This window comes from uncultured Ruthenibacterium sp., from assembly GCF_963558415.1.
Classification (GTDB): Bacteria; Bacillota; Clostridia; order Oscillospirales; family Ruminococcaceae; genus Ruthenibacterium.
Window position 1 is genome coordinate 35794 of record NZ_CAUWGY010000007.1, and the last position, 26434, is coordinate 62227.

The 26434-nt window shown below is 46.2% G+C and carries 22 protein-coding genes and 1 riboswitch; of the genes, 18 read left to right on the forward strand and 4 right to left on the reverse strand.

Annotation, left to right across the window (positions count from 1 at the left end; genetic code table 11):
* Positions 1-8 precede the first annotated feature (8 nt).
* From alsB to AB5H98_RS02355, 4 genes are all read right to left on the reverse strand, one after another.
* Positions 9-1043, reverse strand: coding sequence for a D-allose transporter substrate-binding protein (alsB, locus tag AB5H98_RS02340; RefSeq protein WP_367924306.1), 1035 nt, complete (start codon positions 1041-1043; stop codon positions 9-11).
* A 253-nt stretch (positions 1044-1296) separates the two neighbouring features.
* A complete protein-coding gene (locus AB5H98_RS02345) occupies positions 1297-2295 on the reverse strand; it encodes a LacI family DNA-binding transcriptional regulator (RefSeq protein WP_367924307.1) in 999 nt (332 codons plus the stop codon).
* Between the two features lie 122 nt (positions 2296-2417).
* Positions 2418-3437: a UDP-glucose 4-epimerase GalE gene (gene galE, locus AB5H98_RS02350; RefSeq protein WP_367924308.1), complete on the reverse strand. Its 1020-nt coding sequence runs from the start codon at positions 3435-3437 to the stop codon at positions 2418-2420.
* Between the two features lie 112 nt (positions 3438-3549).
* Positions 3550-4449, reverse strand: a complete 900-nt coding sequence (locus AB5H98_RS02355; RefSeq protein ID WP_367924309.1) for an AraC family transcriptional regulator — start codon at positions 4447-4449, stop codon at positions 3550-3552.
* 324 nt (positions 4450-4773) lie between these two features.
* On the opposite strand from AB5H98_RS02355, the gene AB5H98_RS02360 reads away from it, so the two are divergent.
* The 18 genes from AB5H98_RS02360 to cobT all read left to right on the forward strand — a co-directional run bounded on the left by AB5H98_RS02360 (position 4774) and on the right by cobT (position 26392).
* Positions 4774-6855, forward strand: coding sequence for an elongation factor G (locus AB5H98_RS02360; RefSeq protein ID WP_367924310.1), 2082 nt, complete (start codon positions 4774-4776; stop codon positions 6853-6855).
* A 293-nt stretch (positions 6856-7148) separates the two neighbouring features.
* The gene (greA, locus tag AB5H98_RS02365) at positions 7149-7631 is read left to right on the forward strand and encodes a transcription elongation factor GreA (RefSeq protein ID WP_367924311.1); all 483 of its coding nucleotides are present in this window, start codon (positions 7149-7151) and stop codon (positions 7629-7631) included.
* Between the two features lie 113 nt (positions 7632-7744).
* Positions 7745-9274 carry a lysine--tRNA ligase gene (lysS, locus tag AB5H98_RS02370; RefSeq protein WP_367924312.1) on the forward strand — a complete coding sequence of 510 codons (1530 nt, stop codon included), beginning with the start codon at positions 7745-7747 and terminating at the stop codon, positions 9272-9274.
* 238 nt (positions 9275-9512) lie between these two features.
* The gene (locus AB5H98_RS02375) at positions 9513-13553 is read left to right on the forward strand and encodes a hypothetical protein (RefSeq protein ID WP_367924313.1); all 4041 of its coding nucleotides are present in this window, start codon (positions 9513-9515) and stop codon (positions 13551-13553) included.
* Positions 13554-13787: 234 nt separating this feature from the next.
* Positions 13788-13983, forward strand: a riboswitch (cobalamin riboswitch).
* A 144-nt stretch (positions 13984-14127) separates the two neighbouring features.
* Positions 14128-14880, forward strand: coding sequence for an energy-coupling factor ABC transporter permease (locus AB5H98_RS02380; RefSeq protein WP_367924314.1), 753 nt, complete (start codon positions 14128-14130; stop codon positions 14878-14880).
* Positions 14877-15200 carry an energy-coupling factor ABC transporter substrate-binding protein gene (locus AB5H98_RS02385; RefSeq protein WP_367924315.1) on the forward strand — a complete coding sequence of 108 codons (324 nt, stop codon included), beginning with the start codon at positions 14877-14879 and terminating at the stop codon, positions 15198-15200. The genes AB5H98_RS02380 and AB5H98_RS02385 overlap by 4 nt, the downstream gene beginning before the upstream one ends.
* Positions 15201-15204: 4 nt before the next feature.
* Positions 15205-16101, forward strand: a complete 897-nt coding sequence (gene cbiQ, locus AB5H98_RS02390; RefSeq protein WP_367924316.1) for a cobalt ECF transporter T component CbiQ — start codon at positions 15205-15207, stop codon at positions 16099-16101.
* A gap of 1 nt (position 16102) precedes the next feature.
* On the forward strand, positions 16103-16924 hold the full coding sequence (locus tag AB5H98_RS02395) for an energy-coupling factor ABC transporter ATP-binding protein (protein WP_367924317.1): 822 nt from the start codon (positions 16103-16105) through the stop codon (positions 16922-16924).
* On the forward strand, positions 16912-17706 hold the full coding sequence (locus tag AB5H98_RS02400; RefSeq protein ID WP_367924318.1) for a sirohydrochlorin cobaltochelatase: 795 nt from the start codon (positions 16912-16914) through the stop codon (positions 17704-17706). Before AB5H98_RS02395 ends, AB5H98_RS02400 begins: the two co-directional genes overlap by 13 nt.
* The gene (gene cbiD / locus AB5H98_RS02405; RefSeq protein WP_367924319.1) at positions 17696-18841 is read left to right on the forward strand and encodes a cobalt-precorrin-5B (C(1))-methyltransferase CbiD; all 1146 of its coding nucleotides are present in this window, start codon (positions 17696-17698) and stop codon (positions 18839-18841) included. The genes AB5H98_RS02400 and cbiD overlap by 11 nt, the downstream gene beginning before the upstream one ends.
* Complete coding sequence (gene cobI / locus AB5H98_RS02410) at positions 18838-19539, forward strand: precorrin-2 C(20)-methyltransferase (protein ID WP_367924320.1); 702 nt, start codon at positions 18838-18840, stop codon at positions 19537-19539. Before cbiD ends, cobI begins: the two co-directional genes overlap by 4 nt.
* Before the next feature lie 4 nt (positions 19540-19543).
* On the forward strand, positions 19544-20299 hold the full coding sequence (cobM, locus tag AB5H98_RS02415; RefSeq protein ID WP_367924321.1) for a precorrin-4 C(11)-methyltransferase: 756 nt from the start codon (positions 19544-19546) through the stop codon (positions 20297-20299).
* A complete protein-coding gene (locus AB5H98_RS02420) occupies positions 20296-21285 on the forward strand; it encodes a cobalt-precorrin 5A hydrolase (protein WP_367924322.1) in 990 nt (329 codons plus the stop codon). Before cobM ends, AB5H98_RS02420 begins: the two co-directional genes overlap by 4 nt.
* Entirely contained in the window at positions 21278-22012 is a 735-nt protein-coding gene (cobJ, locus tag AB5H98_RS02425) for a precorrin-3B C(17)-methyltransferase (protein ID WP_367924323.1), read from the forward strand. Before AB5H98_RS02420 ends, cobJ begins: the two co-directional genes overlap by 8 nt.
* Positions 22009-22752, forward strand: coding sequence for a precorrin-6A reductase (gene cobK / locus AB5H98_RS02430; RefSeq protein ID WP_367924324.1), 744 nt, complete (start codon positions 22009-22011; stop codon positions 22750-22752). Before cobJ ends, cobK begins: the two co-directional genes overlap by 4 nt.
* Positions 22737-23948, forward strand: a complete 1212-nt coding sequence (gene cbiE / locus AB5H98_RS02435) for a precorrin-6y C5,15-methyltransferase (decarboxylating) subunit CbiE (RefSeq protein ID WP_367924325.1) — start codon at positions 22737-22739, stop codon at positions 23946-23948. The genes cobK and cbiE overlap by 16 nt, the downstream gene beginning before the upstream one ends.
* On the forward strand, positions 23945-25300 hold the full coding sequence (locus tag AB5H98_RS02440; protein ID WP_367924326.1) for a cobyrinate a,c-diamide synthase: 1356 nt from the start codon (positions 23945-23947) through the stop codon (positions 25298-25300). The genes cbiE and AB5H98_RS02440 overlap by 4 nt, the downstream gene beginning before the upstream one ends.
* Positions 25301-25318: 18 nt before the next feature.
* Positions 25319-26392, forward strand: a complete 1074-nt coding sequence (cobT, locus tag AB5H98_RS02445; protein WP_367924327.1) for a nicotinate-nucleotide--dimethylbenzimidazole phosphoribosyltransferase — start codon at positions 25319-25321, stop codon at positions 26390-26392.
* The last annotated feature ends 42 nt before the right edge of the window (positions 26393-26434 follow it).

Genomic DNA, 26434 nt, shown 5'->3' on the forward strand with positions numbered 1-26434 from the left:
TTCGAATTTTATGCCAGATAATCAGACGCGTTGTCAGCGGTGATCAGAATGGCTTCGATGCCAGTGGAGGGAACCTCAGCACCCGGCTCCATAGCAGCGTCGTTCTCAACGGCGTCAACCATCAGCTCCAGGCCTTTTGCGCCAACAGCAGCGGGGTCCTGAGCAACAGTTGCGCACAGTTTGCCGTCAGCAACGGACTGAATCGCATCATCATTGCCGTCGGTACCGCAAACTTTGATGTCCTTGCCAGAAGCTTCAACAGCTTCCTGAACGCCCATAGCCATGGTGTCGTTGCAGCAATAGATCGCTTTCAGATCGGGGTGTGCAGTGATGTAGTTGGTTGCCAAGTCATACGCTTTGGTACGATCCCAGTCAGCAGGCTGGCTCTCAACGATGGTCAAACCAGCTTCTTCAAACGCAGCTTTTGCACCGTCACGGCGGTTCTCACCGGAAACAGCACCAGCTTTGCCCTCGACGATAGCAACTTCGCCTTCGCCGCCGATTTGCTCGATCAGATACTCAGCACCCATACGGCCAACACCTACGTTGTCGGTGGCAACATATGCGCAGCAAGCGCCGCCCAGCTCAGCAAGAGCTTCCATATCGATCTGCTCGTCGATGTTAACGATCTTGATGCCTTTTTCAGTCGCATCTGCGATTGCGTTGTTCAGGTTTACGTTGGAAATGGGCGCCACACCGATGGCTTTGTAGCCCTTGGAGATTGCGTTCTCCAGCAGAGTGACCTGACCCTCTACGTCGTCTTCTGTATTGGCTGCATAAATGTCCACTTTGATGCCGAGCTCATCCGCTTTGGCCTGAATGCCATCGCGCATGCTCTGCCAGAACTGGCTGGAAAGAACCTTCAGGATTACGGCGTATTCAGCATCGCCGCTCTCTGTTCCCACGCTGTCAGCCGGCTGGGAAGCGGAAGTGCTGCTGCCTGCTGCAGTGCTGGTGCTGGAAGAGCTGCCGCCACAAGCGACCATGCTCAGACCCATGACCACAGCCATCATAGCTGCTACAAGAACTTTTGCTTTTTTCATGTCTTTGTCCTCCTAAAAATTTGTGCCTGATTGTACAGGCCGGAAAACGAATTTTGACGAAAAACGCGTAATCGTTTTCGCATCGACCTAATAATATTATTTCGCCAAATAAAAGTCAACAGATAGAAAAGAATTTCATCAATTTGATGGGTAAACGTTTGCTCAAATTGTGCAATTTACCTGTGAAAATAACAAAACTATAACAAAAAGCCGCCAGAAGGGTTCAAAACCTTCTGGCGGCAGAGTTTTTTGATCATCTTTTTGTAGAAGCACGTATGCTCAAGTGGACAGGAAGCTGATAATAAGTCTGCTGTGGGGTCCTTCCACAAATCATTTCCAACAGCAATTCGGTGGCGAGCTGAGCCATTTTAGAAACATCCTGGTGAACGCTGGTGATTCCAGGTCCGCAGCAAACTGCCAACTGGCTATCATCAAAACCCGTCACCAGCACGTCTTCCGGAACAGAAAGTCCATGTTCGCGCAAAGCAATCAGCGCTCCCGCGGCGATGGTGTCTGTCGTACACATGATTCCGTCAAAATGGAAATTCTGTTTTAGTAGCCATGTCACGGCGTCTCGTGCCTTTTCGCTGGAAACTTCCGGCAGATCCACATACAGATTGGCATCTTCCACGATGTTGCGTTCTGCCAATGCACGCTGAAAACCACTATAACGGGAAATTTGGTTAGTGTCACTGCTCAGACATTTCAAAATCAAAGGGTGGCGACAACCGGCATCCAGCAGTTCTTTAGTCGCCAAGTAACCGCCTTCTTCGTTGTCGGATTCGATCATCACGCCATTATTGTTTTGGCTGCGAGAGGGACGGTCTACGTAGATCACAGGCAAATCGCCCAGTTCGGTGTAGTTTCTTGTTCCGGAAATCAAAACAATTCCACTTACATTTTGGGCGGAAAGAGTATGAATGTGTTTTCGTTCCAACTTTTCAGATTCGTTGGTGTTACAAATCAGGCAGGAATAACCCCGCTCAAAAAAATTCATTTCCAGTTTCAGGACCAAACTTGAAAAGTGTGGGTTCGTAATGTCAGGCACGACCAACCCCACCACACGGGTGCGATTTGTGCGCAACCCTTTCGCACTCATATTGGGAACATAATCCGTTTGTCGAATAATGCGCCGTACTCTCTCTTCGGTTTCTTTGGAAAACCGTCCGTTTTGGTTGATCACACGAGAAACCGTTGCGGTCGAGACCCCGGCAAGTCGGGCAATTTCTTTAATGCTCTTCACTTTCTCCATTTGGATCCCTCCCGATCTGTACAAACAGTGTAGTACCTTTTATGACATACAACAGTATAATGTTACACTTCAGATTTTGCAAGTTGTGAAAAAAGCGGGCGGCAAATACCGCCCGCTTTTGGTCAACCTTTGTATCCGTCCGGATTCATGCTCTGCCATTTCCAACTGGAAGCGCACATTTCTTCAATTCCATACTGAGCCTCCCAGCCCAATTCCTCTTTTGCTTTGCGGGGATCAGCATAGCATTCGGCGATATCGCCAGGGCGGCGCGGATCGATGACATAGGGAAGATCTTTTCCACAAGCCTTGGAATAAGCGTGGATCACGTCCAACACGCTGTATCCATGCCCTGTTCCCAGGTTACAGATAAACAGGCCACAACCGGTAGCCAATTTTTTCAAAGCCGCCACATGTCCAGTCGCCAAATCGACCACGTGAATATAGTCGCGCACACCCGTTCCGTCCGGAGTGGGATAATCGTTTCCAAATACATGTACTTTTTCAAGTTTTCCTACTGCCACTTTGGCAATGTAGGGAACCAAGTTGTTAGGAATGCCGTTAGGATCTTCGCCAATCAGGCCGCTCTCATGAGCGCCGATGGGATTAAAATAACGCAGCAAAGCTACATTCATGGTAGGATCCGCTTTGCAGACGTCTTTCAAGATTTGCTCCATCATCACTTTGGTTGTGCCATAAGGGTTGGTAGTTGCGCCGGTAGGAAAGTCCTCGGTAATGGGAACACTGGCGGGATCGCCATATACGGTTGCAGAAGAAGAAAATACAAAGTTTTTGACGCCATATTTACGCATGGCGTTCAACACAGTTAATGTGCAACCTAAGTTGTTGGTGTAATATTCCAATGGTTTCTGAACGCTCTCACCCACTGCTTTGTAGGCGGCGAAGTGAATGACAGCCTCAATTTCCGGATGTTTGGCAAACAGCTCATCTACAGCGGCCGCATCACACAGATTTACATTTACAAAAGGAACTTTTTTTCCGCTGATCTGTTCTACACGATGCAGTGCTTCTTCACAAGAGTTGTACAAGTTGTCGGCCACAATAATATCGTAGCCAGCTTTCATCAGTTCAATACAAGTATGGCTGCCAATATAACCGGCGCCACCATTTACCAGAATCGCCATCAAAAACACTCCTTTTTCAAGTTCGCAAATGCTTGGCCTTCTTTAATTTCATTGTACGTTTTGGAAAGCATTTGTTAAATGGATTTTTGCATACAAATTTTGCAGAATTGACCTATTCAATTCGATTTTTGCCAGCAAGCACCTTAACACTGGACGCGTACTCGCTGGGAGTCATACCGGTTACCTTTTTGAAGTGACGTGAAAAGTAATGAATTGAATTATATCCGAGCATAGAAGCGATCTCGGTAAAGTTGTAGCGTCCGTCACGAATATATTCTTGTGCAGCACGTATTTTTAACTCGCCAAAGTATTCCATCACGCCGCCCCCGGTCTTTTCGCGGAAAATTTTTTGTAAGTAGCTGCGTCCTACAAGATTTTCACGACAGACATCCGCCAGAGTTAACCGTTGAGAAATATTTGCGTGGAGATACGCTGTAACATGATCTACGAAGTCCTGTTGATTACGGGTGCGAATCAAGCTGGAAGGCTTCCCTTCACAATTTCGTGCCTGTTCTTGCCGGACAAGAGAAATGAGAAGTTGTTCCAAATGAGTAGCAATCATTCCGTCAACGCCAAAAGGCGCATCTGGCAGCCGAATCAACCTTGTAGTCAGAGGATCATCGAACGGGGTGGAAAAAGCAAGTTGTGCTTCTTCGAGAATGGCAGCAAGATGCATTCGCACCGTGTCACCAACACTAAACTGGCGCCGGCTGAAAAAGTCCATTGATGCATCGTTGCATACAAAGCTGATAACCACAAGATTCGGGGAAACGCCCTGGGCTTTAAGCGCATGAAATTCACCTGGCCGGTGAAAAATCATCTGTCCCTTGCACAAGTGGTGAGTTTCTTTATCGGCAATGACGTCCAGTTCCCCTTTGTCCACATACAAAAATTCCCAAAAATCATGCTGTTCGCCCTCAAAATAATAATTGCTGGAATATTCAAAATAATGGACTGAGACAATGGAGGAGATTTGAAAAGCAGGTTTTAGAGGCAGTGCTTCGTATTTCATTTCCGTTCACTCTCCACATTTATAATCCAATTTCATTTAAGCATATTCAAATGATTTTGTAAAGCAAATAGTACAAATATTAAGAGCAGATTATGCAAATGAAAAAGACACTTCTTTTTTTGAATAAAACATTCGTGAAACAGAAAAAGAATGTAAAATAAAAGGAATTTTGACAAATTGCACAATGATACCCGCAAAGATTGTACATCCCTTTTGCAATTTTTTACAGTAAAAACTTTAAAAATTACGTTGTGTGTGATAATATTTTTGTATAAGTTGCTGATGGCGCTGGCCTTGCAACGAACGAAAGAGGGTAAGTAGTTTATGAATTATGCAAATGACCACATCCGTAATGTCATGCTCGCCGGTCACAGTGGATCGGGAAAAACCACGCTTGCAGAAGCAATGCTGTACCTAACAAAAGGAACAGATCGCTTTGGCCGTGTAGAGGATGGCAATACCGTATGCGATTTTGACCCGGAAGAGATAAAGCGCCATGCATCTCTTTCTTTGGCGTTGGCGCCGGTAGAGTACGACGGGGTAAAAATCAACTTGATTGACACTCCGGGTTTGTTTGATTTTGAAGTCGGTCAGCAGGAAGCCATTGGTGCGGCGGAGAGCGTTTTGATTGCGGTTTCCGCTCGGAGCGGTTTGACAGTTGGCGTCCAGAAAGCGTATAAGCTGGCAATTAAAAATGGAAAAAGCCGCATGGTTTACATTGGCAAAGTCGATGCAGAGCATGCAGATTTTTATAAAGTATTTGAAGATTTAAAAAGTTCGTTTGGCCCGTCCATCTGCCCGGTGGTAGTTCCCATTGAGCAGGCGGGAGGCCGAGTGTTCTTGAACCTGATTACCATGAAAGCATACAGTTATGCGGCAGATGGAGCGGCGCGTGAGGTGCCAGTCCCCAGTTATGGTCATCGTACCGAAGGCCTGTTAGAGGCTATGAGGGAGGCTGTGGCAGAGACGGACGATGCACTGATGGAGAAGTTCTTTGAGGGTGAGCCTTTTACTCAGGAAGAGCTGACCGAAGGTGTTAAAAACGGCGTCAAGACCGGTGCCATTACTCCGGTATTCTGCGGAGCGACCACGTTGTTGGCCGGCGTAGATCAGGTTCTGTGGGGTATAAAAAAATTGCTGCCAAGTGCGGCTCGTGGTGCCGGAGCTGAGGCAACGGATCGGGATGGAAATCCTGTAGAAGTGGAATGCACCCCGGATGCCCCTGTATGTGCGTATGTGTTTAAAACCGTGGCCGATCCCTTCGTGGGCAAGCTCAGCTATGTGAAAGTGGTTGCGGGTGAATTAAAGGCGGATAGTCCGGTTGTGAATAGCCGTACTGGCGAGCCTGAGCGCTTGGGCAAACTGGTAGCGCTGAAAGGCAAAAAGCAGACGGATATTTCCTCCATCGGAGCAGGAGATATTGGTGCTATCACTAAAATGGCCAATACCAAAACAGGAGATACTTTGTGCGCGCCAAGCCGTGTGGTGGCGTTCCCGGCACCGGTCTTTTCCAAACCCACGCTCTCCATGGCCATTAAAGTAAAACAGAAAGGTGACGAGAGCAAGATCAGCGGTGCTCTTCAGCGCCTGATGGAAGAAGATCCAAGCATTGGATATTCTATTAACACAGAGACTGTGCAGCAGATCCTTTCCGGTTTGGGCGAGCAGCATTTGGATGTAGTTTGTGCCAAGCTGAAAAGTAAATTTGGTGTAGAAGTCGGTTTGGCAGAGCCGCGTATTGCTTACCGTGAGTCAATTCGTAAAAAATGCAAGGCACAGGGACGTCATAAAAAACAGACTGGCGGCCATGGCCAGTTCGGTGATGTGTGGATTGAATTTGAACCCACCACAGAAGGAGACTTCATCTTTGAAGAAAAGGTGTTTGGTGGCAGCGTTCCGAAGAATTTCTTCCCTGCGGTCGAAAAAGGTTTGCAGGAAGCAGTTCGCCATGGCGTTCTGGCTGGATATCCGGTCGTTGGATTGAAGGCTACGCTTTTGGATGGTAGTTATCATCCGGTAGACTCTTCAGAAATGGCCTTCAAAATGGCAGCCAAATTGGCCTATAAAGCAGCTCTTCCAGAGGCTGGCCCAATTCTTCTGGAGCCCATCGGTTCTCTGAAAGCCTGTGTGCCTGGTGATGTGACCGGCGATATCATGGGTGAGGTAACAAAGCGGCGTGGCCGTGTGTTGGGAATGAATCCCGACGAAGATAATATGCAGATAGTGGAAGCGGAAGTTCCTGTCAGCGAAATGCATGATTTTACCAATTATTTGCGTCAGGCAACACAGGGAAGAGGTAGCTTTACCTTTGACTTTGTGCGGTATGAGCCGCTGCCCTCTATGCTCGAAGGAAAGGTCATCGAAGACGCAAAGAAATTTATGGACATTAAGTCCGATGAGGAGTAATTGCACTTCCAATAGCGCCAATGCTTTGCATTGGCGCTATTTCAGTTTTGAATGCATATAGAGACGGAAAGATGCATAAAATGCATCGTGTTCCTACAAAAAGAAGGAAACATTTTTTAACAAATGCCAACTTTTTGTCAATCTAGCGTATTTTTTGGGTTTTGGTTACAAAATGCACAAAAAATGTTAAGATGCTTGACATGGCATTATAAAATGTATATAATATCTCGTATTGTATGTTTACCATTTTAAAATGGTATGTCATATAGTCAGAGTGAAGGAGACCGAACACCATGGAGAAAGAGATCGTAATGACATACGCGGGCCTGCGTGCCATCGAAGAAGAGCTGGAAATGCTCAAAACGGTGAAACGTAAGGAAGTAGCTGAAAAAATTAAAGTTGCGCGCGGCTATGGCGATCTGTCCGAGAATAGCGAATACGATGAGGCTAAAAATGAGCAGGGAATGGTTGAAGGACGCATTGCCCTGTTGGAGAAAATGTTGAAACATGCTCGTGTGATCGATGAAGACGATTTGACCAACGACGCAGTCAGCGTAGGCAGCCACGTAAAATTGCGGGATGAGGACGGAGAAATAGAAGAATATGATATTACCGGCTCCACGGAGGCGGATCCCCTGGAAGGAAAAATTTCGGACGAATCTCCGGTAGGTGCGGCACTCATTGGGCATGCAGCAGGTGATAAAGTAGAAATTACACTGCCAAATGGTGCAGTAGTCTGTTATGAACTTTTAGAGATCAGCCGTTCTTCGATTTGAGAAGAAAGTTGTCAAATAAAAAGACTTTTTTCAAAAACAGGTGCCCACGGCACCTGTTTTTGTGTTATACTACAACTACATCAGAATGATTTTGGTACAATCGGGAGGATAACATGGCGATTGAAGAACGAAATGCAGCGACTCAGCCTGAGGAACAGGAAATGAGCGCACAGGAATACAATGAACTGGTGGCGGTGCGTCGGCAGAAGTTGAAAGAACTGCAGGAAACCGGCAAAGATCCTTTTGAACAAACAAAGTATCCTCAAAGCGATTTTGCGGCTGTTGTGAAAGCCAATTTTGAGGATGTACCCGAAGGAGAGCACGGCCCGGATGTTTGTATGGCGGGTCGTATGATGTCCAAACGCATTATGGGTAAGGCAAGTTTTGCTGATTTGCAAGATCGCACGGGACATATTCAAATGTATGTTCGCCGGGATGATGTAGGCACTGAGGAATATCAGGCATTCAAGAAATTTGATATCGGTGACATCGTTGGTGTAAAAGGTTTTGTGTTCCGCACCAAAATGGGTGAGATCAGCGTCCATGTAAAAGAAATTGTTTTGCTCAGCAAAAGCCTTTTGCCTTTGCCGGAGAAATTCCATGGATTAAAGGACACCGAGACTCGATATCGTCAACGGTACGTGGATTTGATCGTAAATCCGGATGTCAAAGAGACTTTTGTGAAACGCAGTGCGATTTTGCGAGAGTTGCGCAGCTATTTGGATGGCAAAGGCTTTTTAGAGGTTGAAACGCCGATTTTGACACCGTTCGAAATTGGCGCGGCAGCGCGGCCTTTTTTGACGCATCATAATACGCTGGATATGGACATGGTTCTGCGCATTGAGACGGAGCTTTATCTGAAACGGTTGATCGTTGGCGGAATGGAACGGGTTTATGAGGTAGGAAGAATTTTCCGCAATGAAGGAATGGATCCGAAGCATAATCCGGAGTTTACGACCATCGAACTCTATCAGGCATATACAGACTATTATGGCATGATGGACCTGGTTGAGGATATGATGAAAACCGTGGCAATGAAAGTCTGCGGTAGTCTGCAAATTTCCTATCAGGGCAAAGAGATTGACCTTTCTCATTGGGAACGCATGACGATGGTAGAATCGGTTAAGAAGTATTCTGGTGTTGATTTTAATGCCATCCAGTCGGATGAAGAAGCCATTGCGTTGGCCAAGGAGCATCATGTGGAGCTTCCAGAAATTCCGACCAAAGGAGCAATTTTGGCCGAATTCTTTGATGCTTTCGTAGAGGACAATCTCATTCAGCCGACGTTCATCTACGATTATCCTGTGGAAGTTAGCCCGCTTGCTAAACGCAAGCCAAATGACCCGATGATTACAGAACGGTTTGAATATTTTATCAATGCAACGGAATTTGGCAATGCGTTCAGCGAATTGAATGATCCGATCGATCAGAAGGAGCGGTTTGAACGCCAGGTGGCAGAGCGCAAACAGTTGGAGCCGACCAGCAAAGCACAGGTGGACTACGATTATGTAACAGCTTTGGAGTATGGATTGCCTCCCACAGGTGGTTTGGGATTTGGTGTGGACCGTTTGGTTATGCTTTTAACGGATTCCGCGTCTATCCGTGATGTTTTGCTGTTCCCCACCATGAAACCGTTGGATTAGTGGAGTTTTGTGATACGGGGCAGAATGTTTAAAGTGTGTACCGTGTAGCCAAAGGAAATCGGCACGGAGATATTCCGGCTTGCGTATTTTATTAAGATTCCTGAGCCTAAGGACATTTTCCGGAAAACATTTTAGGAAAATGTCCTTTTTGTTTGTAGATATATACTTCAGGAAATTCAGTGGAGAATTTTCTCTATTTTAAAATGTGATTGCCAAAGTTGAAAGAGGATATTAAAAAATGCAATTTAGTATGCGTGCAATGACAAGCAACAGAAAAATATGGCTTGTTGGAAAAATAATTGTATCTATGCTGTTGCTACTGGTCTTTTTACAGTCACTGTTTTTAAATGGGATACGACCTTATCAAAGCTACAAGGATTTTGAATCTACAAATATCTTTTCACCGGAGACGAGTGTTCCTGTTTCGGAAATGTCCGTATCACAGACTTTTATCTCTGAAGGAAATTTGTTAAATAATCTTTCCGTTTATCTTGCTGCGGGTTCAGACCAGAACGTTTTGATTACGCTCTCAGATTCCCAAGGGAAGGTTTTGAAAGAGCTTGAGTTTCGGACGGCTGACTATTCTCAAAACGCTTGGAATACAATTGGCTTTTCCTGTGATGGCTTGAAAAGAGGTCAGGCCTACACAATCTCTTTTTCAGGAGAGAATATTTTAAATTTTCTTGTTATTAATACTGCAGGTTCATCCGGGATTTTTCAAAATTGCTTTGACGCATCCGGCGAAATGGATGGCTCATTGGCAATAGGATTTCAGTTTACATATACCTATCTCACTTTAGGAAGTATTTTTGAAATTTTCATAAAAGTTTTTTCTGCGCTCATTTTGTGGCTTTTATTATCCTATACAGTCTTCCACATTGAGACGATGTGGATAGCATTTAAACAAGCAGAAAAAAAGGCAGGTTTGCCTTACGCCGCTTTTTTTGCGGTGATTGTTGCCATGTTGTTCAATCCTTTGGCCAGTGCTCGAAACCAAATGACAAAGTTCTCAAGAGTTATTGGCACTGGTGTAGTGTCTGGTGTGGATGTTTCTAAACGTGTGTCTAATTTTTACGTTTGGTATCTGTTATTTGGCTTGGCGTTTGTTGGTTTTTATTTGCTTTTCAATGCTTTACACCATGTCAAAAAGGGCGAAGAGGCGGAAAAAGCGCAAAGATTTTTGGACCATTTTATTGTTCTGGCGAATTGTGGACTGCTGATAAAATGCATTAATTACTTTCAGGAAAATACACAAACAAAGGAAGCGTTTCATCTTTCGGAATATGTCATGCTTCTGATTGTTGGCATGGCTGCTGCGTACATATTTTTTCATCTGGATCGCTGTATTTCGGTAGAAAAATTTTGCAAGTTGTGCTTTATAGGGGCATGTCTCAGTTATCCTCTCAATGTGATCATTGCTACAGAGTGGGATTCGGGACGAATACTATTGGGCATATTGTTCATCCTTGAAATTGGCATTGTTTTATTTGTCAAACTAGGGGGAGGGCGTCTTTTTAGTCGTTCAGGAGTTGATTCCCTTTTGCAAACCGGAGTCTTTGTTCTGTCGTTTGCACCACTGATGACGTCCGTTTACATTGAGCTGATTCACGTATTGAACCAATGGGGAATTTTTGTAGCACATCCGGCAAAGTACTATAAGGTTGCCTGTCTATTGGGGTTTGTAATCTGGATTCTCGCTGCAGCGATATTCAACAAGAAAAAAATTAGGTTGCCGCAATGGAAACAAATCGTTTTTCCGTTACTTGTTTTGGGATTCGCTTGTTTGGCCAATCAGATTCCGCTTTCCCAAGTTTATCCCGTATCGGAGACGAACAATTCGCACATCTTTGAAGAAGCGAATGCAGGAATTTTAATCAATGATTTTTTGAATTTTGGTGTTATACCCAATGTGGAGCATTACGGCGGCCATATGATGATGGCGGTTTGGGAAGGCATTTTATACGGAATTGTGAATCGAGATTTTGCAGGGGCGTTTGTGTCTCCATATTCCCCATTATTTGATGTCTTTCTGTGTGTGTTATTTTACTATTTGGTAAAATACGTTTGGAATGAGAATATAGCTCTTTTTGCGGCTTTGTTGTTCCCGTTCTATGCTTCCTGGAATTACTACGGGCTGGGTATGCTAATTTGTCTTGCCGCTATGGCATATATTAAAAAACCTACTTACCCCAAAGCGATTCTGGTTTGGGCTGCTTTTATTTGGTGTGCCTTTTATCGATTGGATTTGGGGACAGCTTTTGGTTTGGCTCTTATTATTTCGATGGCCATTTATTGCATTGTTAAAAGGGATGTGACTGTTGCCAAACAATTATCGATTACATTGATCGGTTGGGCAATTGGCGGCACTTGCCTTTGGTGCATCCTTTGCATTGCCAAACAAGTCAATCCCATCAGTCGTTTATTGGAATTTTTAATGGTGAATTTTTCCAATCAGAACTGGGCATATGCTGAAATCGGCGATCCATCGCTTGCCTCGTTCAGTTGGTTCTATGTAATTATTCCATTTTTGATGGTTGTCTCATTAATCTACGTGCTATTTTCCAAGGAATTAAGAAAACGCATTGGACCGGAAAAATGGCTGATGCTTATGATATTCGGGTGGAGTTATTTTATAAATATTCCAAGAGGTCTGGTTCGTCACTCACTTTTTGAGATGGCCACAAAATTTATGACTTGGTGCGGGTATTTGTTTTTGGCAATGACAGTAAGTTTCTATAAAAAGAATCCGAAGCTGTTTTTGCCCTCTTTCTTGGTGCTCATTTTATGTGGTACTCTCTTTGTAAGTGATGCAAATTTCTCTGAAAGTCCGATGCTAGAGACCGCTGTCGCAAAACCTTCATCCATAGTGGAAAGCTGGAATCCTGGTCGCTTTGATGAAAAAGGTGAAAATACTTATTGGGAACAGTTGAAAGCGGATGGTCAGATCGTTCAGAGAGTACAGTTTACGGAGGGGCTGCAGCAGTATGCGGACAAGTATAAAGTAATTGAGTTCCTCTTGGAGGACGATGAGACCTTTGTGGATTTTACTAATAAAACATTGCTTTATTGTATGCTTGGCAGAGAATGTCCGGTTTATATTTCTCAATCGCCATTACAGTTATCCGGAGAGTTTATGCAGGAAAAATTTGTTGAAGAGATTGAGGGAATCCCGATTGTTCTTATGCCTGCGGAATTGGAGGACAACTATTCCATTGCAATGGATGGAATCACAAATGCCTATAAGTATTATAAGATTTCAGAGTATATTTACCAAAATTATCAACCACTTTATAAATACGGTGCGGATTATTCTATCTGGTGCCTTCCTGAAAAATATACAGAATACCGTGAGAAATTGACGGATTATCTTGCGGATACGGAATATGTCAGTTCCTTGTTGGATTCAGAGGGCTTAATTTTCGACAATCTGGAGTTGTCCGCAGAAGAAGGAACTTCTGTTGTGGCGTATACGCAGGCAGACCCGATGATCATGGAGCTGCAAACCCTGATAGATTTATCTCCCTTTATGAATTTGGAGATGGTCGTAAACGTAGCGTATGAAACAGACAACGATGGAACGATGAAGCTTTACTACACAACTGTTGCAGGCGAAAATTATCAGGAAGAAAAGTCTGAAACGGTTGCTGTCTCCGGCGAAGGAGTAGCCTCGTTTACAGTTCCCGTTACGGAATATACGCGAATTCGGTTAGATCTTCCAGATCAGGCTACGGTCAAAATCCGGTCTCTCTCTGTGGGTGGTGCAGATGATTTTATTTCCTATGGATATGACGGTCCGGTTCGGTCTGTCGATGAAAACGGAACGGTTTCCTATAGTTATGTGAGCAGTAACCATAATCATACTCTAAAGGATTTGCCAAGAATTTGGGCAGAGGGTGATGTCAAAAAGTCCAGCGAAAATTCCGTATTGCAGAAAATGGTAAAACAGAACGATGTCTATTTATTTGAGGCCGATTCAATCAATCGTGCGAATGGGAATTATTTAAAAATCTCTGCCACTTATAACGGCAATGACACAGGGGGATTGTTTGAAGCAGACGATGAATCTATTGATGGTATTGTGACATTGGGTACGTATGAAGACGATGGCCAGTTTAAACCGAAGTATCGTTATATAGTAACATTCAAAGAAGGATATCATGATTATATGATCAGATGCAGTGCAGATTATTACTGGTATCTTGGGGATGTAAATGCGGTACAAATTGAGGCGAATGAGCAACTCAGTGACGTAACACTGTATTTGTTGGAAGGCGATTAAGTCGGACAAATGGTGCTCTGTGGAACGATTTGAGAAATTTCTTGATGTATGTAGGTAAACAATCTCATAGGATTTGTAATTGTCTTTCTTTCGAACGTGGTATAATTAAGAAACCAGAGTCGCCGATATTTCGGCGACTCTGGTTTTTGTAAAATTCGGAGAATACTGACACAAATTTTTCCAAGTATTTTGCGCAAGACGCTTGTAACAGCACGTGATGTATGTTACTGTGGATAAGTAAAAGTGTTGAAGGGTGCCCGGCATTCTATGAATGGTCGGGAGAATAGGGAAACAGGTGCAAGACCTGTGCGGGACCGCCGCCGTAAGAGTGGAGTCCGACTTCATCAAGTCACTGTGAGGTACACACGGGAAGACGAAGTTGGGTGAGGATGCTCAAGCCGGAAGACCTGCCCATCAGCACTGCCGGAAGGCAGGACCATACGACGGACGGACTAAACGCTCGTATGGGAGAGATCGGAGTGCACCATTTTGGGGACACTTGGATATTTCTGCCCTTTCCCGGTTTCGGGAAAGGGCTTTTTGCGCTCCGAAAAAAATAGAAAGGAATGTTAAAATGACTCAAAATGAAAAAAGATTTTTGGCTTTTTCCATGGGGATAAGCGGCGTTTTGACTGTACCACAAAGCGCATCTGCAATGCACATCATGGAAGGGTATTTGCCGCCGCTGTATTGTATAGTTTGGGGCGCATTGTGTATTCCCTTTTTATCTTTTGGAATACTCCGTATTCGTCGAACAGCGCGCGAGAAAAGAAAGTCGTTGCTGCTATTAGCGATGGCGGGCGCGTTTGTTTTTGTTGTATCTTCACTGAAAATTCCCTCAGTATTCGGAAGCTGTAGCCACATGACAGGAACGAGTTTGCCTGCCCTTTTGTTTGGGCCGGCTATTGCATCTGTATTGGGAATTATTGTGTTGATGTTTCAGGCTGTTCTTTTGGCGCATGGTGGTTTGACCACACTGGGAGCCAATACATTCAGCATGGCCGTAGCAGGGCCATTGCTTTCTTGGCTGATTTACCAGGCGTGTCAAAAGATGCGAGTAAATAGAAAGTTGTCAATTTTTCTTGCTGCAGCCTTGGGAGATTTATTTACCTATTGCGTGACCAGTGTACAATTGGCTCTCGCATATCCTTCTGCTGAAGGCGGAATCGCTGCCAGTGCGGTACGTTTTTTGAGTGTCTTTGCGCCCACTCAATTGCCGTTGGCAATTATTGAGGGGATTATGACGGTTTTAGTAGTGATGGGAATGGAGAGCTATGCGCAACCGGAATTGCGCGAAATTGGATTTTTGAAGGAGGGCGCGCAATGAGAGAAAAAAGTAAATGGGTCCTTTTGGCGTTGGCTTTTGTAATCTTCTTGGTAGTTCTTCCTTTGTGCATAAACCCAAGTGCGGAATTTAAAGGAACCGACGATGCGGGGAGTGAAGTTGTAGAAGAAATCGAGGAAGGTTCCTTTGAACCTTGGTTTACACCTGTTTTGGAAAGGGCAATTGGCAGCGAATTGCCCGGAGAGATCGAGAGTTTGCTGTTTTGTGTCCAGACAGGGATTGGAGTAGGTGTTTTAGCTTTTGGATTTGGTTATCTGGTAGCAAGAAAAAAGTATTCCTCCCAATCCGAAAAGGAGCGCTAAAAAGGTGTTGATCGTCGTTTTTACAGCGTTTGTGGTTTGGAGTCTTCTGGTAGGGAGCATTCCCTCTGCTGGAGCGATTTTCGTCGGTGCGATTTTAGGCATGATGCTGAAGCGGCATGGACATTCCCATGCCGTTGCGCTCCAAGTCGATTATTTAGCACGACATTCTCGGTTTTCAGTGGTCGATCCTTGTGTAAAGTTGTTTTTCTGTATGGGATTGGTTATTCTATGCGTTTTGTCTCAAACGCCGTGGCCACCGATTGTGTTGTTTTTGCTGCTGGCAACGATGACATGTGCGGGTGGGGTTGATGTGCGTGTTTATTGGTCGGTTTTAACGGTTCCGGCTCTATTTTTAGTGGCTGGAACGGTTGCGATGTTGTGGACCTATTCTCCCGTATCCAGTGGAATAGTATACGTACCCTTGGGGAAGGGGTATCTAGTTTTAGAATACGCCAGTCAGCAAATCGCGAGGCTGGTAGCAGCACGTGCGTTGGGATCCGTCAGTTGTCTTTACTTTTTAAGTCTTACTACGACTATGTCAGAAATAGTGGAGGCTATGCGTCGTTTTCACTTTCCACCAGTAGTCCTGGATTTGTGCATTCTGATTTATCGGTATATATTTTTGCTGCTCGTTACCTTTCAAAATATGAATCATGCAGCGACAAGCCGATTAGGGTTTGTGGGAGCAGGACGAAGCATCCGAACAGCGGGTATTCTTTATGGGAACCTTTTGGCACGAAGTTTTCGACGCGCGCAGGCGTGTTTTGATGCGATGGAAAGCCGCTGCTGTATGGAACATATTCAGTTCTATACCCGCAAAGATACGGTGAAAATCTCACATATTGCAGTTGGGACGGTATTGATGTGCGCGATGGCAATTGCGGTATTATATAAGGGATAATATGGAGCAGAGTGTGATTGAATTACTTCGATTTGAGCATGTAGATTATAAATATCAAGGACAGCAAGAAGCGCTACACGATTTGAATGTATCTATCAACGCTGGTGAGCGCGTAGCTGTGCTGGGAGAAAATGGCGCGGGAAAATCCACCTTTTTCTTGTTGGCAAATGGTGTTTTAAGCCCTGAAAAAGGAAAGATTTTTTTTAAAGGAACGGCCATTAACAACAATAAAAAAAGTTTGAATGTGCTGCGCAAGGGAGTTGGCCTGGTTTTTCAGGATCCGGATGTTCAGATTCTGGGAGGAAGCGTAGAAGAAGAGATTAGTTTTGGCCCTATGAATTTGGGGCTTCCAGTAAATGAAGTGCTTCGCCGTGTGAACGATGCGCTGAGTTGTTTTGAACTGCAAGAATATAGAAATCGTGCACCTCATGATCTTTCTGGCGGAGAGAAAAAACGGGTCACACTGGCAGATTCTATCGTCATGAATCCAAGTCTTTTACTGTTGGACGAGCCAGCATCTTCTTTGGATCCGTTCCATACACGTCGCTTGGAAGAAAATTTAGACACGTTGTCGGAAAGTGGAATGGGACTTGTCATTTCGACTCATGATGTGGATTTTGCATGGAGATGGGCTGATCGAGTACTGATTTTTCAAAAAGGGCGTTTAAGGGCCGATGGAAGCCCATATGTCGTTTTGGAAAATGACCAGCTTTTGAAAGAATGCGGATTGGAGCAGCCGGTATTACTGCGGGTCGCGCGCTTGTTGGGAATGACGCCACCGCCGCGAACCATAGAGGAGTTGGAGCATAGATGGAACAGCTAAATAAGCGGGCCTTGTTGGCGGTTAGTTTTGGAAGCAGTGTAGAGCGGGCACGCAAGGAAATTGATGAAGTGGAACGGGCATGGATTTCCCAAACGCCCGAGCGGGATTTTTATCGTGTGTATACCAGCCCCACGATTCGGCGTATCCTCGCACAGCAGGGACAAAAAATTTTGAATTTGCCAGAGGCATTGGAGTACTTGGCAAACAACGGATATATGGATGTAGTGGTGCCAATCACACATTTTTTGTACGGATTTGAGTATGAAAAGCTCCGGGAAGAAACACTCAGTTTTCAAAATCGGTTTTGCCGACTGCGCCTTGGACGGCCACTTATAGCGGATAGCGAAAGTTTGCAAAAGATGGTAAGGTGTATTCTGCACACTTATCCGGTACAGGATGGTCTTGTTCTTTTGGGGCATGGGACAGAGCATTTTGCAAACATGGTCTACCCGGCGCTGCAAACAGCATTTCGTCTTGCGGGTGCACAACATGTTTACGTTGGAACAATAGAAGGTTGGCCATCTTGCCAGGATGTACTGGATCAACTTAGAGAAGATGGATGTCATCAAGTTCTTTTAGCCCCGCTTATGTTGGTGGCGGGCGATCATGCCTTAAATGACATGGCGGGAGAGCAGCCCGATAGCTGGAAATGTCGGTTAGAAGCTGCGGGACTCAAAGTGCAATGTTGCATCAATGGTTTGGGAGCTATTCCCGAAGTACGTAAGATGTACCAAGAGCGACTGCGGGAAATTTTACGACCGGAGGAACAAAATGTCCTTTGAATATTACATTCAGTCAGGCGGAAAAAAGCTGCGCTGTGGTTATACTACGGGAACTTGTGCTGCATTGGCGGCTGCTGGTGCGACTCAATTTTTGTTGAGCAAACGGATACCGGATGTCCTTTCCATTATGACGCCCAAGGGAATTAGGGTCACCGTCGAACCGAAATTTTGCCGCATGGAAGGAGATTATGCCTGTTGTGCGATTGAAAAAGACGGTGGCGACGATGCAGATGTGACGAATGGTGCATGGATCGAGGCCTGTGTTTGTCTTACAGACGACCATGGGATTCAAATAGAAGGGGGACCGGGAGTAGGAAGAGTGACCAGAGCCGGGCTGGATCAGCCCGTGGGACAAGCAGCCATCAACAGTGTACCTCGCAGGATGATACAGGATGCGGTACAACAAATATGTCGGTCTTGGGGATTTGAAGGCGGAGTGCGGGTCGTTGTCCGGGTACCTGACGGAGAAAAGCTGGCTCCTAAAACCTTTAATCCACACCTTGGAATTGAAGGTGGTATTTCCATTTTGGGAACATCCGGAATTGTGGAGCCGATGAGTACACAGGCGCTGGTTGATACGATTGCGATTTCTCTTCGTCAGGCCAGAGCGCAGGGGGCAAAGCGAATTGTTCTAACCCCCGGAAATTATGGAGAGGCATTTTTGACACAGACCGGAATGGATCAAATGGGAATTCCCATCATCAAGTGTTCCAACTTTATAGGCGATGCGTTGGATGAAATCGCTGTGTTGGAATTCGAAGAAGTGTTGTTAGTAGGGCATGCGGGGAAATTGGTCAAGCTGGCGGGCGGAATTATGAATACTCATAGCCGGTGGGCTGATTGCCGCAGCGAACTATTTTGTGCGCACGCCGCCATCTGTGGCGCATCCCAACAGATATGTTCTCAAGTGATGGATGCTGTGACGGTGGATGAGTGTATTGCCGTTTTGGACAAAGTCGGATTACGACAAATGGTGCTGGAAAGCCTTTTGCAGGAAATAGAACGCCATCTATACCGGCGAGCTGCAGGAGCTTATCGTATTGGTGCTGTATTGTTTACAAATCAATTTGGTTTTTTAGGGCAGACAAAGGAAGCCGCAAAGATTTTGGCTCAATGGGAGGCTATCAAAAAGTGAGAAAAGGTATTTTTTACAGTGTTGGAATTGGGCCAGGGGATCCGGAGCTGATCACACTGAAAGCAATTCGAATTTTGAGAAAATGCTCGGTAGTGGCAGCGCCTCAGACAAAAAGCGGGGAAATGTTGGCGTTGTCCATTGCACGCCAGGCGGTAAACTTGGAGGATAAGCAGGTCTTGCCTCTGCAATTTACCATGTCTCGGAACAGAAAGGAACAGCAAGCGGCACATTTCAAAGCGGCACAAAAGGTAAAAAATTATCTCGATTTGGGCCAAGATGTGGCTATGTTGAATTTGGGGGATGTCTCCATTTATGCGACCGCCTCTTATCTTGCACAAATTTTGCAAGAGGATGGATATGAGACGAAAATGGTACCGGGTGTGACAAGTTTTTGTGCGGTGGCTGCAAGATTGAATCTTAGTCTAACCGATATGGATACGCCTGTGCATATTATTCCTGGTTCCAGTCAAGAGGCTTTGTCAAAGTCTTTGGAGATGCCTGGAACGAAAGTCTTGATGAAATCCGGTCGTCAGCTTCCGGAAGTGTTAGAACAACTTGAAAAAAGCGGGAAATTAAAAGCCAGCGCGATGGTGTGTAACTGCGGACTTGCAGACGAACAGGTATACCAGGATTTGTCAAAGTTTCCTGTGGAGCAGCAGGCGGGTTATTTTGCTACAATTGTTGTCAAGGAGGATTAAATCGATGGTCCATTTTGTGGGAGCGGGGCCGGGAGCCCCGGATTTGATCACCCAGCGAGGTGCATTCCTTGTCCAGAAAGCGGACGTGGTCATTTATGCGGGAAGCCTGGTAAATCCCGTGATTTTGGGCATGTGTCGGCAAGACTGCTCTGTTTACAATAGCGCGCACATGACTTTGGAACAAGTTTTGCAGGTTTTTCAAAAAGCCTCAGAAAAGGGACAGGAAGTAGTTCGCTTGCACACGGGAGACCCATGTTTATATGGGGCTATTCGGGAGCAAATGGATGCGCTTGATCGTTTAAACATTCCATATGATGATACACCGGGTGTTTCCAGCTTTTGTGCTGCGGCTGCAGCGCTAAATGCAGAGTATACACTTCCGGATGTTAGTCAGACAGTGATCATTACGCGTCTGGCAGGACGTACGCCTGTGCCTGAATCGGAGAATCTTTCCACACTGGCTTTACATGGCGCGACTATGGTGATTTTTTTATCCTCCGGAATGCTGGATGGCGTTCAGAAGGCTCTTTTAAAGGGGGCATATACCGAAAATACACCAGCGGCTTTGGTCTATAAGGCCAGTTGGCCGGAAGAAAAAGTGGTTCGCTGTACAGTAGGAGAATTAGCAGCCATGGGGAAAAAACATGATATTTCCAAAACGGCGCTGGTGTTGGTAGGAGATTTTTTGTCTAAAGAATATCAAAGAAGTCGTCTTTATGATCCGACTTTTTCCACTGGATTTCGGGAGGCAGAAAGATGAGACCGTGGCTTTTGGCGTTTACGGATAAGGGGATGAAGTTGGCCAATGAGTTAGCACAAGCGCTGGATGGAAAAGCATTTCGGTGCAATGAATCGCTTTCGTTGAGTGCATGGACTGAACAAGCTTTTTCTGAAGCGGATGCTTTGATATTTGTAGGAGCTGTCGGTATTGCAGTGCGTGCGGTGGCGCCATATGTCAAGAGTAAGGCTTCGGATCCTGCCGTAATCGTGGTGGATGAGTGCGGTCAGTTTGCAGTTTCGCTTCTTAGCGGTCATTTGGGCGGCGCAAACAAATTGGCAAAACGTATCGCCGCCATTTGCGGTGCGACGCCTGTCATCACGACTGCCACAGACGTAAATGGCGTGTTTGCCGTCGATGAATGGGCTAAAAGACAAAACTGTGCAGTATTAGATCCTTCACGAATCAAAGAAATTTCGGCAAAGATACTCGGAGGGAAGACTGTAACCCTTCACAGCCTTTGGCCGGTGCAGGGGACTCCGCCGCAGGGGATGCAGCTCGGTCAACCCGGTGATTTTGAACTCACGTTATACGGTCGAGATGAAGGTGTTTTGAGAGTGGTTCCCCGAATCGCAGTATTGGGTGTGGGGTGTAAAAAACAAACATCACAAAGTCTGTTAGAACAGTCCTTTCAGCTTCTTTTACAAGAAAGCGGTCTGTCCGAAAAAGCCTTTTATAAGGTATGTACCATTGATTTGAAACAGAATGAGCCAGGTCTGCGGGCATTTTGTGCCAATCGGGGATTGGCGTTTCAAACCTTTACTGCATCTCAGTTGCGCAGTGTTTCCGGAACATTTTCTGCGTCGGATTTTGTGCAGAGCGTGACAGGGGTGGACAATGTATGTGAACGGAGTGCTGTGCTGGGCAGTGAAGGTGTTCTCTATCGAAAAAAACAGGTGAGCGATGGAGTGACCATGGCGGTAGCCTTGGCTCCCTTTGCTCCAGATTGGCGGTGGAACGATGAATAAAGTGTATGTAGTTGGTCTTGGTCCGGGCAAAAAAACATTTATGACTCAGCAGGCATTGGCTGCGATGGAACGCGCAGATGTATTGTGCGGGTATACGGTATACGTGGATTTGGTAAAGGATCTTTTTCCGGAAAAAGAGTGTTTTGTGACACCTATGACCAAGGAATTGGAGCGCTGTCACTGGGCGCTGGAGACTGCATCAAATGGGAAGACAGTGGCTTTGGTTTGCAGTGGAGACGCTGGTGTGTATGGAATGGCAGGGCCTGTGGTACAATTGGCAGCTCAGTATCCTCAAGTGGAAGTGGAGGTCGTTCCAGGCGTTACATCTGCTTTGTCAGGAGCGGCCGTCTTGGGCGCACCGCTGATGCATGATTTTTGTGTGATTTCATTGTCGGATTTGCTCACACCATGGGATAGAATTGAGCGTAGATTGGCTTGTGCGGCTGAAGGCGATTTTGTAATTTGTCTGTACAATCCATCCTCTAAAAAGCGTTCGGATTATTTGCGTAGAGCCTGTGAAATTCTGTTGCAGAAAAAAAGCGCAGACACGGTTTGCGGATGGGTGCGTAATATTGGACGGGACGGTCAGGAAAAGCGCATTCTTACGCTTGGGCAATTACAGCAAGAAGAGGTAGATATGTTTACAACGGTATTTGTGGGGGCCAGTACGACACAACTTGTGGAAAATCGTATGGTAACGCCCAGGGGGTATAAAACAAAACCATGAAAATTTTGCTGTTTGGCGGAACGACAGAAGGTCGACTTCTCGCTCATGAATTGGCTGCGCTCAAAGCGCAGGTTACTATTTGTGTCGCTACTGATTTGGGCGAAGAAGAATTAGGAGATAAGTGCGGATTGTCAGTTCGTTCCGGGCGCCTGGATCAAAATCAGATGGAAACGCTTATGACAGCATTTGATTTGTGTATTGATGCGACCCATCCCTATGCTGTCTTGGCCAGTCAAAATATTCGGCAAGCCTGTGTGAATACAAAGATTCCATATAGACGGGTATCTCGAAAGGCGAGTATGGTTCCGTCAGACGTTTTATCGGTATCGAATGCCTGTGAGGCGGCGGAGTACCTTGCACAAAAGAATGGAAATATTCTCTTAACAACAGGGGCAAAAGAATTGCCTTTCTTTTCCGAAATTGCACGGGAAAGATTATATGTGCGGGTTTTGCCTACTTGCGAAAGTATTAGTGCCTGTGAAAAAGAGAAAATCCCACACAAGAACATTTTGGCATTGCAGGGGCCTTTTTCGAAAGAGTTGAATGAGGCACTGTTGCATCAATTTTCTATTTCGTGGCTGGTGACCAAGGATGGCGGATGTGCCGGTGGGTTTGAGGAAAAAGTACAGGCAGCAAAAAATACTGGTGTACGGATGATTGTCATCCGCAGACCAGAAGACGAGGGAGAAGACTGGCAAACCATTTTAAAGGAGTGCAAGGAAAAATGGATATGCACATAACATTGGCTGGGGTCGGTGGAGGCACTTGGGATACAATGACATATGAGTGTGTAAATGCATTGTCGCAAGCACAATGTGTCATCGGGTCCGAGCGTTTGCTTGAGATGCTTCCGTCTTCTTGCACGGCGCATCGTATGAAGGCTTCTCTTCCGGAACAAGTGTGTAAAAAAGTGCTTGAAGCCCAAGAATATGGACCTAATTGCGTTGTTTTGTACAGCGGAGATACCGGTTTCTATTCGGGTGCGGCCCTTTTTTTATCTGTGCTAAAAACGCAGGGACTTTCTGCCCGCGTTTTGCCCGGAATTTCCAGTGTCCAACTTTTGGCAGCAAAACTTGGACGTTCTTGGCAAGATTGGAATCTCGTTTCGGCCCATGGCAAAGAGTGCAACCCGGTGGCGGAAGTGTGCAGCGGCCGTCCGACTTTTTTTCTCACAGGTGGTTGTTTAGGCCCCGCAGAATTGTGTTCCATTCTTACTCAGGCAGATCTTGGAGATCTTTCGGTTTGGGTGGGAGAAGATCTTTCCTACCCAAATGAAAAAATTACGGCACTGACAGCAAAGGATTGTGCCGTGCGAAAATGGACAGCCTTGAGCGTGCTGTTGGTCGATCCTGCACCACGAATTTCGAAACGCACGCCGGGAATTGAGGATGAGGCCTTTGTACGTGGGGAAGTTCCCATGACAAAGCGGGAAGTTCGTGCTGCAATTTTATCCAAGCTGGCAGTGGGGCCCAATGATGTTTGTTGGGATGTGGGCGCTGGAACGGGAAGCGTGAGCGTGGAGTTGGCGCTTTGTGCGGAACGGGGACAGGTATTTGCCATAGAGTGTGAACAGCGCGCAGTTGAATTGATTGAAGAGAATCGAAAGCGTTTTAAGACCTGGAATCTGGCGATTGTACCAGGATATGCGCCGGATGCGCTCAAGACTCTGCCAGCGCCGGATGTGGTATTTGTAGGCGGAAGCAAAGGGAAAATGCAAGACGTGGTACAGGAGGCCCTAACACGCAATCCTTCTGCTCGCATATGTATCACAGCCATTGCGCTGGAAACACTGGGGGCGGCGGTCAAGGCATTGACCGTTCATGGTTTGGCGGCACAAGTCACGCAGATTTGTGTAAATCATGCGTATCCCGCGGGAAATTTGCATCTGCTTATGGCGAACAATCCAATTTTTTTGATTGCGGGGAATTGCCCATGATGGAATGTATGCTGACAGCACTGTCCTCCGGAAGTGGAAAGACCGCCGTAGCATGTGCTCTTTTAGCCGCTTTGAAAAAGAGAGGAATGACTCCCTGTGCATTCAAATGTGGGCCGGATTATATTGATCCTATGTTTCACCGGGCAGTATTGGATGTGCCCAGCCACAATTTGGACCTTTTTTTAAGTAGTGAGCAAAAGGTTCGCAGTTTGTATGAACGCTATTCAGCGGGATATACGGCGGCCGTGGTAGAGGGAGTGATGGGATTTTATGATGGTGTGGGCGGCGTTACAGATCAGGCAAGCGCTTGGCATGTTTCCCAAGTACTGAACCTTCCGGTTGTGCTGGTTTTACGCCCAAAAGGAACCAGTCTGACTCTGGCTGCGCAGGTAAAAGGACTGCTTTCGTTTCGTTCACAAAACCATGTGATTGGGATCCTTTTAAATGATTGTTCGCCGATGCTGGCCAAAAGCTTAAGTCCAATGCTGGAAGAGCAGACCGGTTTGCCGGTTTTGGGCTTTTTACCCTCTATGGAGCAGGCATCTTTTGAAAGTCGGCATTTGGGATTATTGACAGCGGCAGAGATTCAGGACCTCTCAAGTCGGATTGACGCAATGGCAAGTCAAATGGAGCAAACTGTAAATTTGACTAGGCTAATTGAGTTGTGTGAGCGAACCGCCCCTAGCTCTAAGCGCAGCAAAGTTTGGGATTCGCAAGGTCCGTGGATTGCGGTGGCGCGAGATGCGGCGTTTTGTTTTACCTATGAAGAAACATTGGATGTTCTTCAGGATGCAGGAGCAAGGTTGACCTTTTTTAGTCCGTTAAGAGACGCATGCTTGCCTGAAAGAGCACAGGGGCTTTATTTGCCGGGGGGATATCCAGAACTGTATGCTGAAGAATTATCAGCAAATGAAACAATGCGAGCATCCGTACGTATGGCTGCCCAAAAGGGAATGCCAATCGTGGCAGAATGCGGAGGATTTTTATATTTGGGACAAGATCTTGAAAATGTGGATGGAATTTCTTTTGCTATGGCAGGAGTACTGCCTGGACATGGTGTAAGCGGAAAAAAACTTGTGCGTTTTGGATATGCTCAGTTGAAAGCTGAGAAAGATAGTCTGTTGTTCCGCACAGGTGAGCAGTTTCCATTTCACGAATTTCATTATTGGGATAGTACGCATCCGGGCATGGATCTTGCCGCTCAGAAAACTGTAACCGGGCGCGAATGGAGCTTTGGATTTGCAACTCCGACTCTTTATGCGGGCTTTCCGCATTTGTATTTTGCAGGTACACCGGTATTGGCTCATCGGTTCGTACAGGCTGCGTGTGCCTTTGGAGCGGGCGGAGTTTAGTAGGGAAGAGGCGAAAAAATGGAACTGTACGAGTTTTTAAAAAGTATTCCGCCTGCAGACGAGAAAGCACGGAATGAGGCACATCAACACTGGATGGAGTGCGCCAAGCCTCTGGGAAGTTTGGGCCTTTTGGAAACGGCCTTGGAAGACATCGCTGCGCTTACAAAAGATGCACAAATAAAACTATTTCCCCGAGCGGTGTTGGTGCTATGCGCGGACAATGGAGTAGTAGCGCAGAGAGTTACGCAGACGGACAGCAGTGTGACCAGTGCCGTGGCATACAATCTTGCCGCGGGAAAAACGGCGGTATGCCGAATGGCGGCAGTGGCAAAATGCACTGTGGTTCCGGTGGATTTTGGAATTCGGGATTTTGTTCCGGTGTCTGGTGTGTTGAATCGGCGAGTAGGCAATGGAACAGCGGACATCACGCAAGGCCCGGCGATGACTCGTGCACAGGCGGAGCAGGCAATCCGGAACGGAGTAGAACTGGTGCGACAGTATGCAGAAAAAGGCATTCGATTGATTGCCACCGGAGAGATGGGAATTGGAAATACTACCACGGCCAGCGCTGTGGCCAGCGTACTGCTACATCGTGAACCCGCTCAGATGACTGGAAGAGGGGCCGGATTATCCAACGAAGGTTTAAAAAGAAAGATTTCAGCCATTGAAAATGCGATTGAAAAAAATAGACCGGACGCATCGGACCCAGTGGATGTGCTGGCTAAGGTGGGTGGATTTGATATTGCAGGAATGTGCGGCATCTTTTTAGGCGGAGCAGCGTTTCGCATTCCTGTGTTAATAGACGGGTTCATCAGTGCCGTAGCGGCGTTGTGTGCCACACGGCTTTGCCCAAATGCGACTAAGGCAATGTTGGCCAGCCATGTGTCGGCAGAACCTGCCGGTAGTTTGCTTTTGCAAGCGTTAGAAAAAAGACCACTCATCACAGCAGGTATGCGCTTAGGCGAGGGAACAGGCGCTGTAGCTGCTATCCCTCTGCTGGATATGGCGCAGGCGGTGTACAGTGAGTGTTACACATTTGAGCAAAGTGGAATTGAAGCATATACTCCGCAGGAAGGCATGGATGAAAGGTAAATGTTTACTTTGATTGTAGGAGGCGCCGCCTCCGGAAAAAGC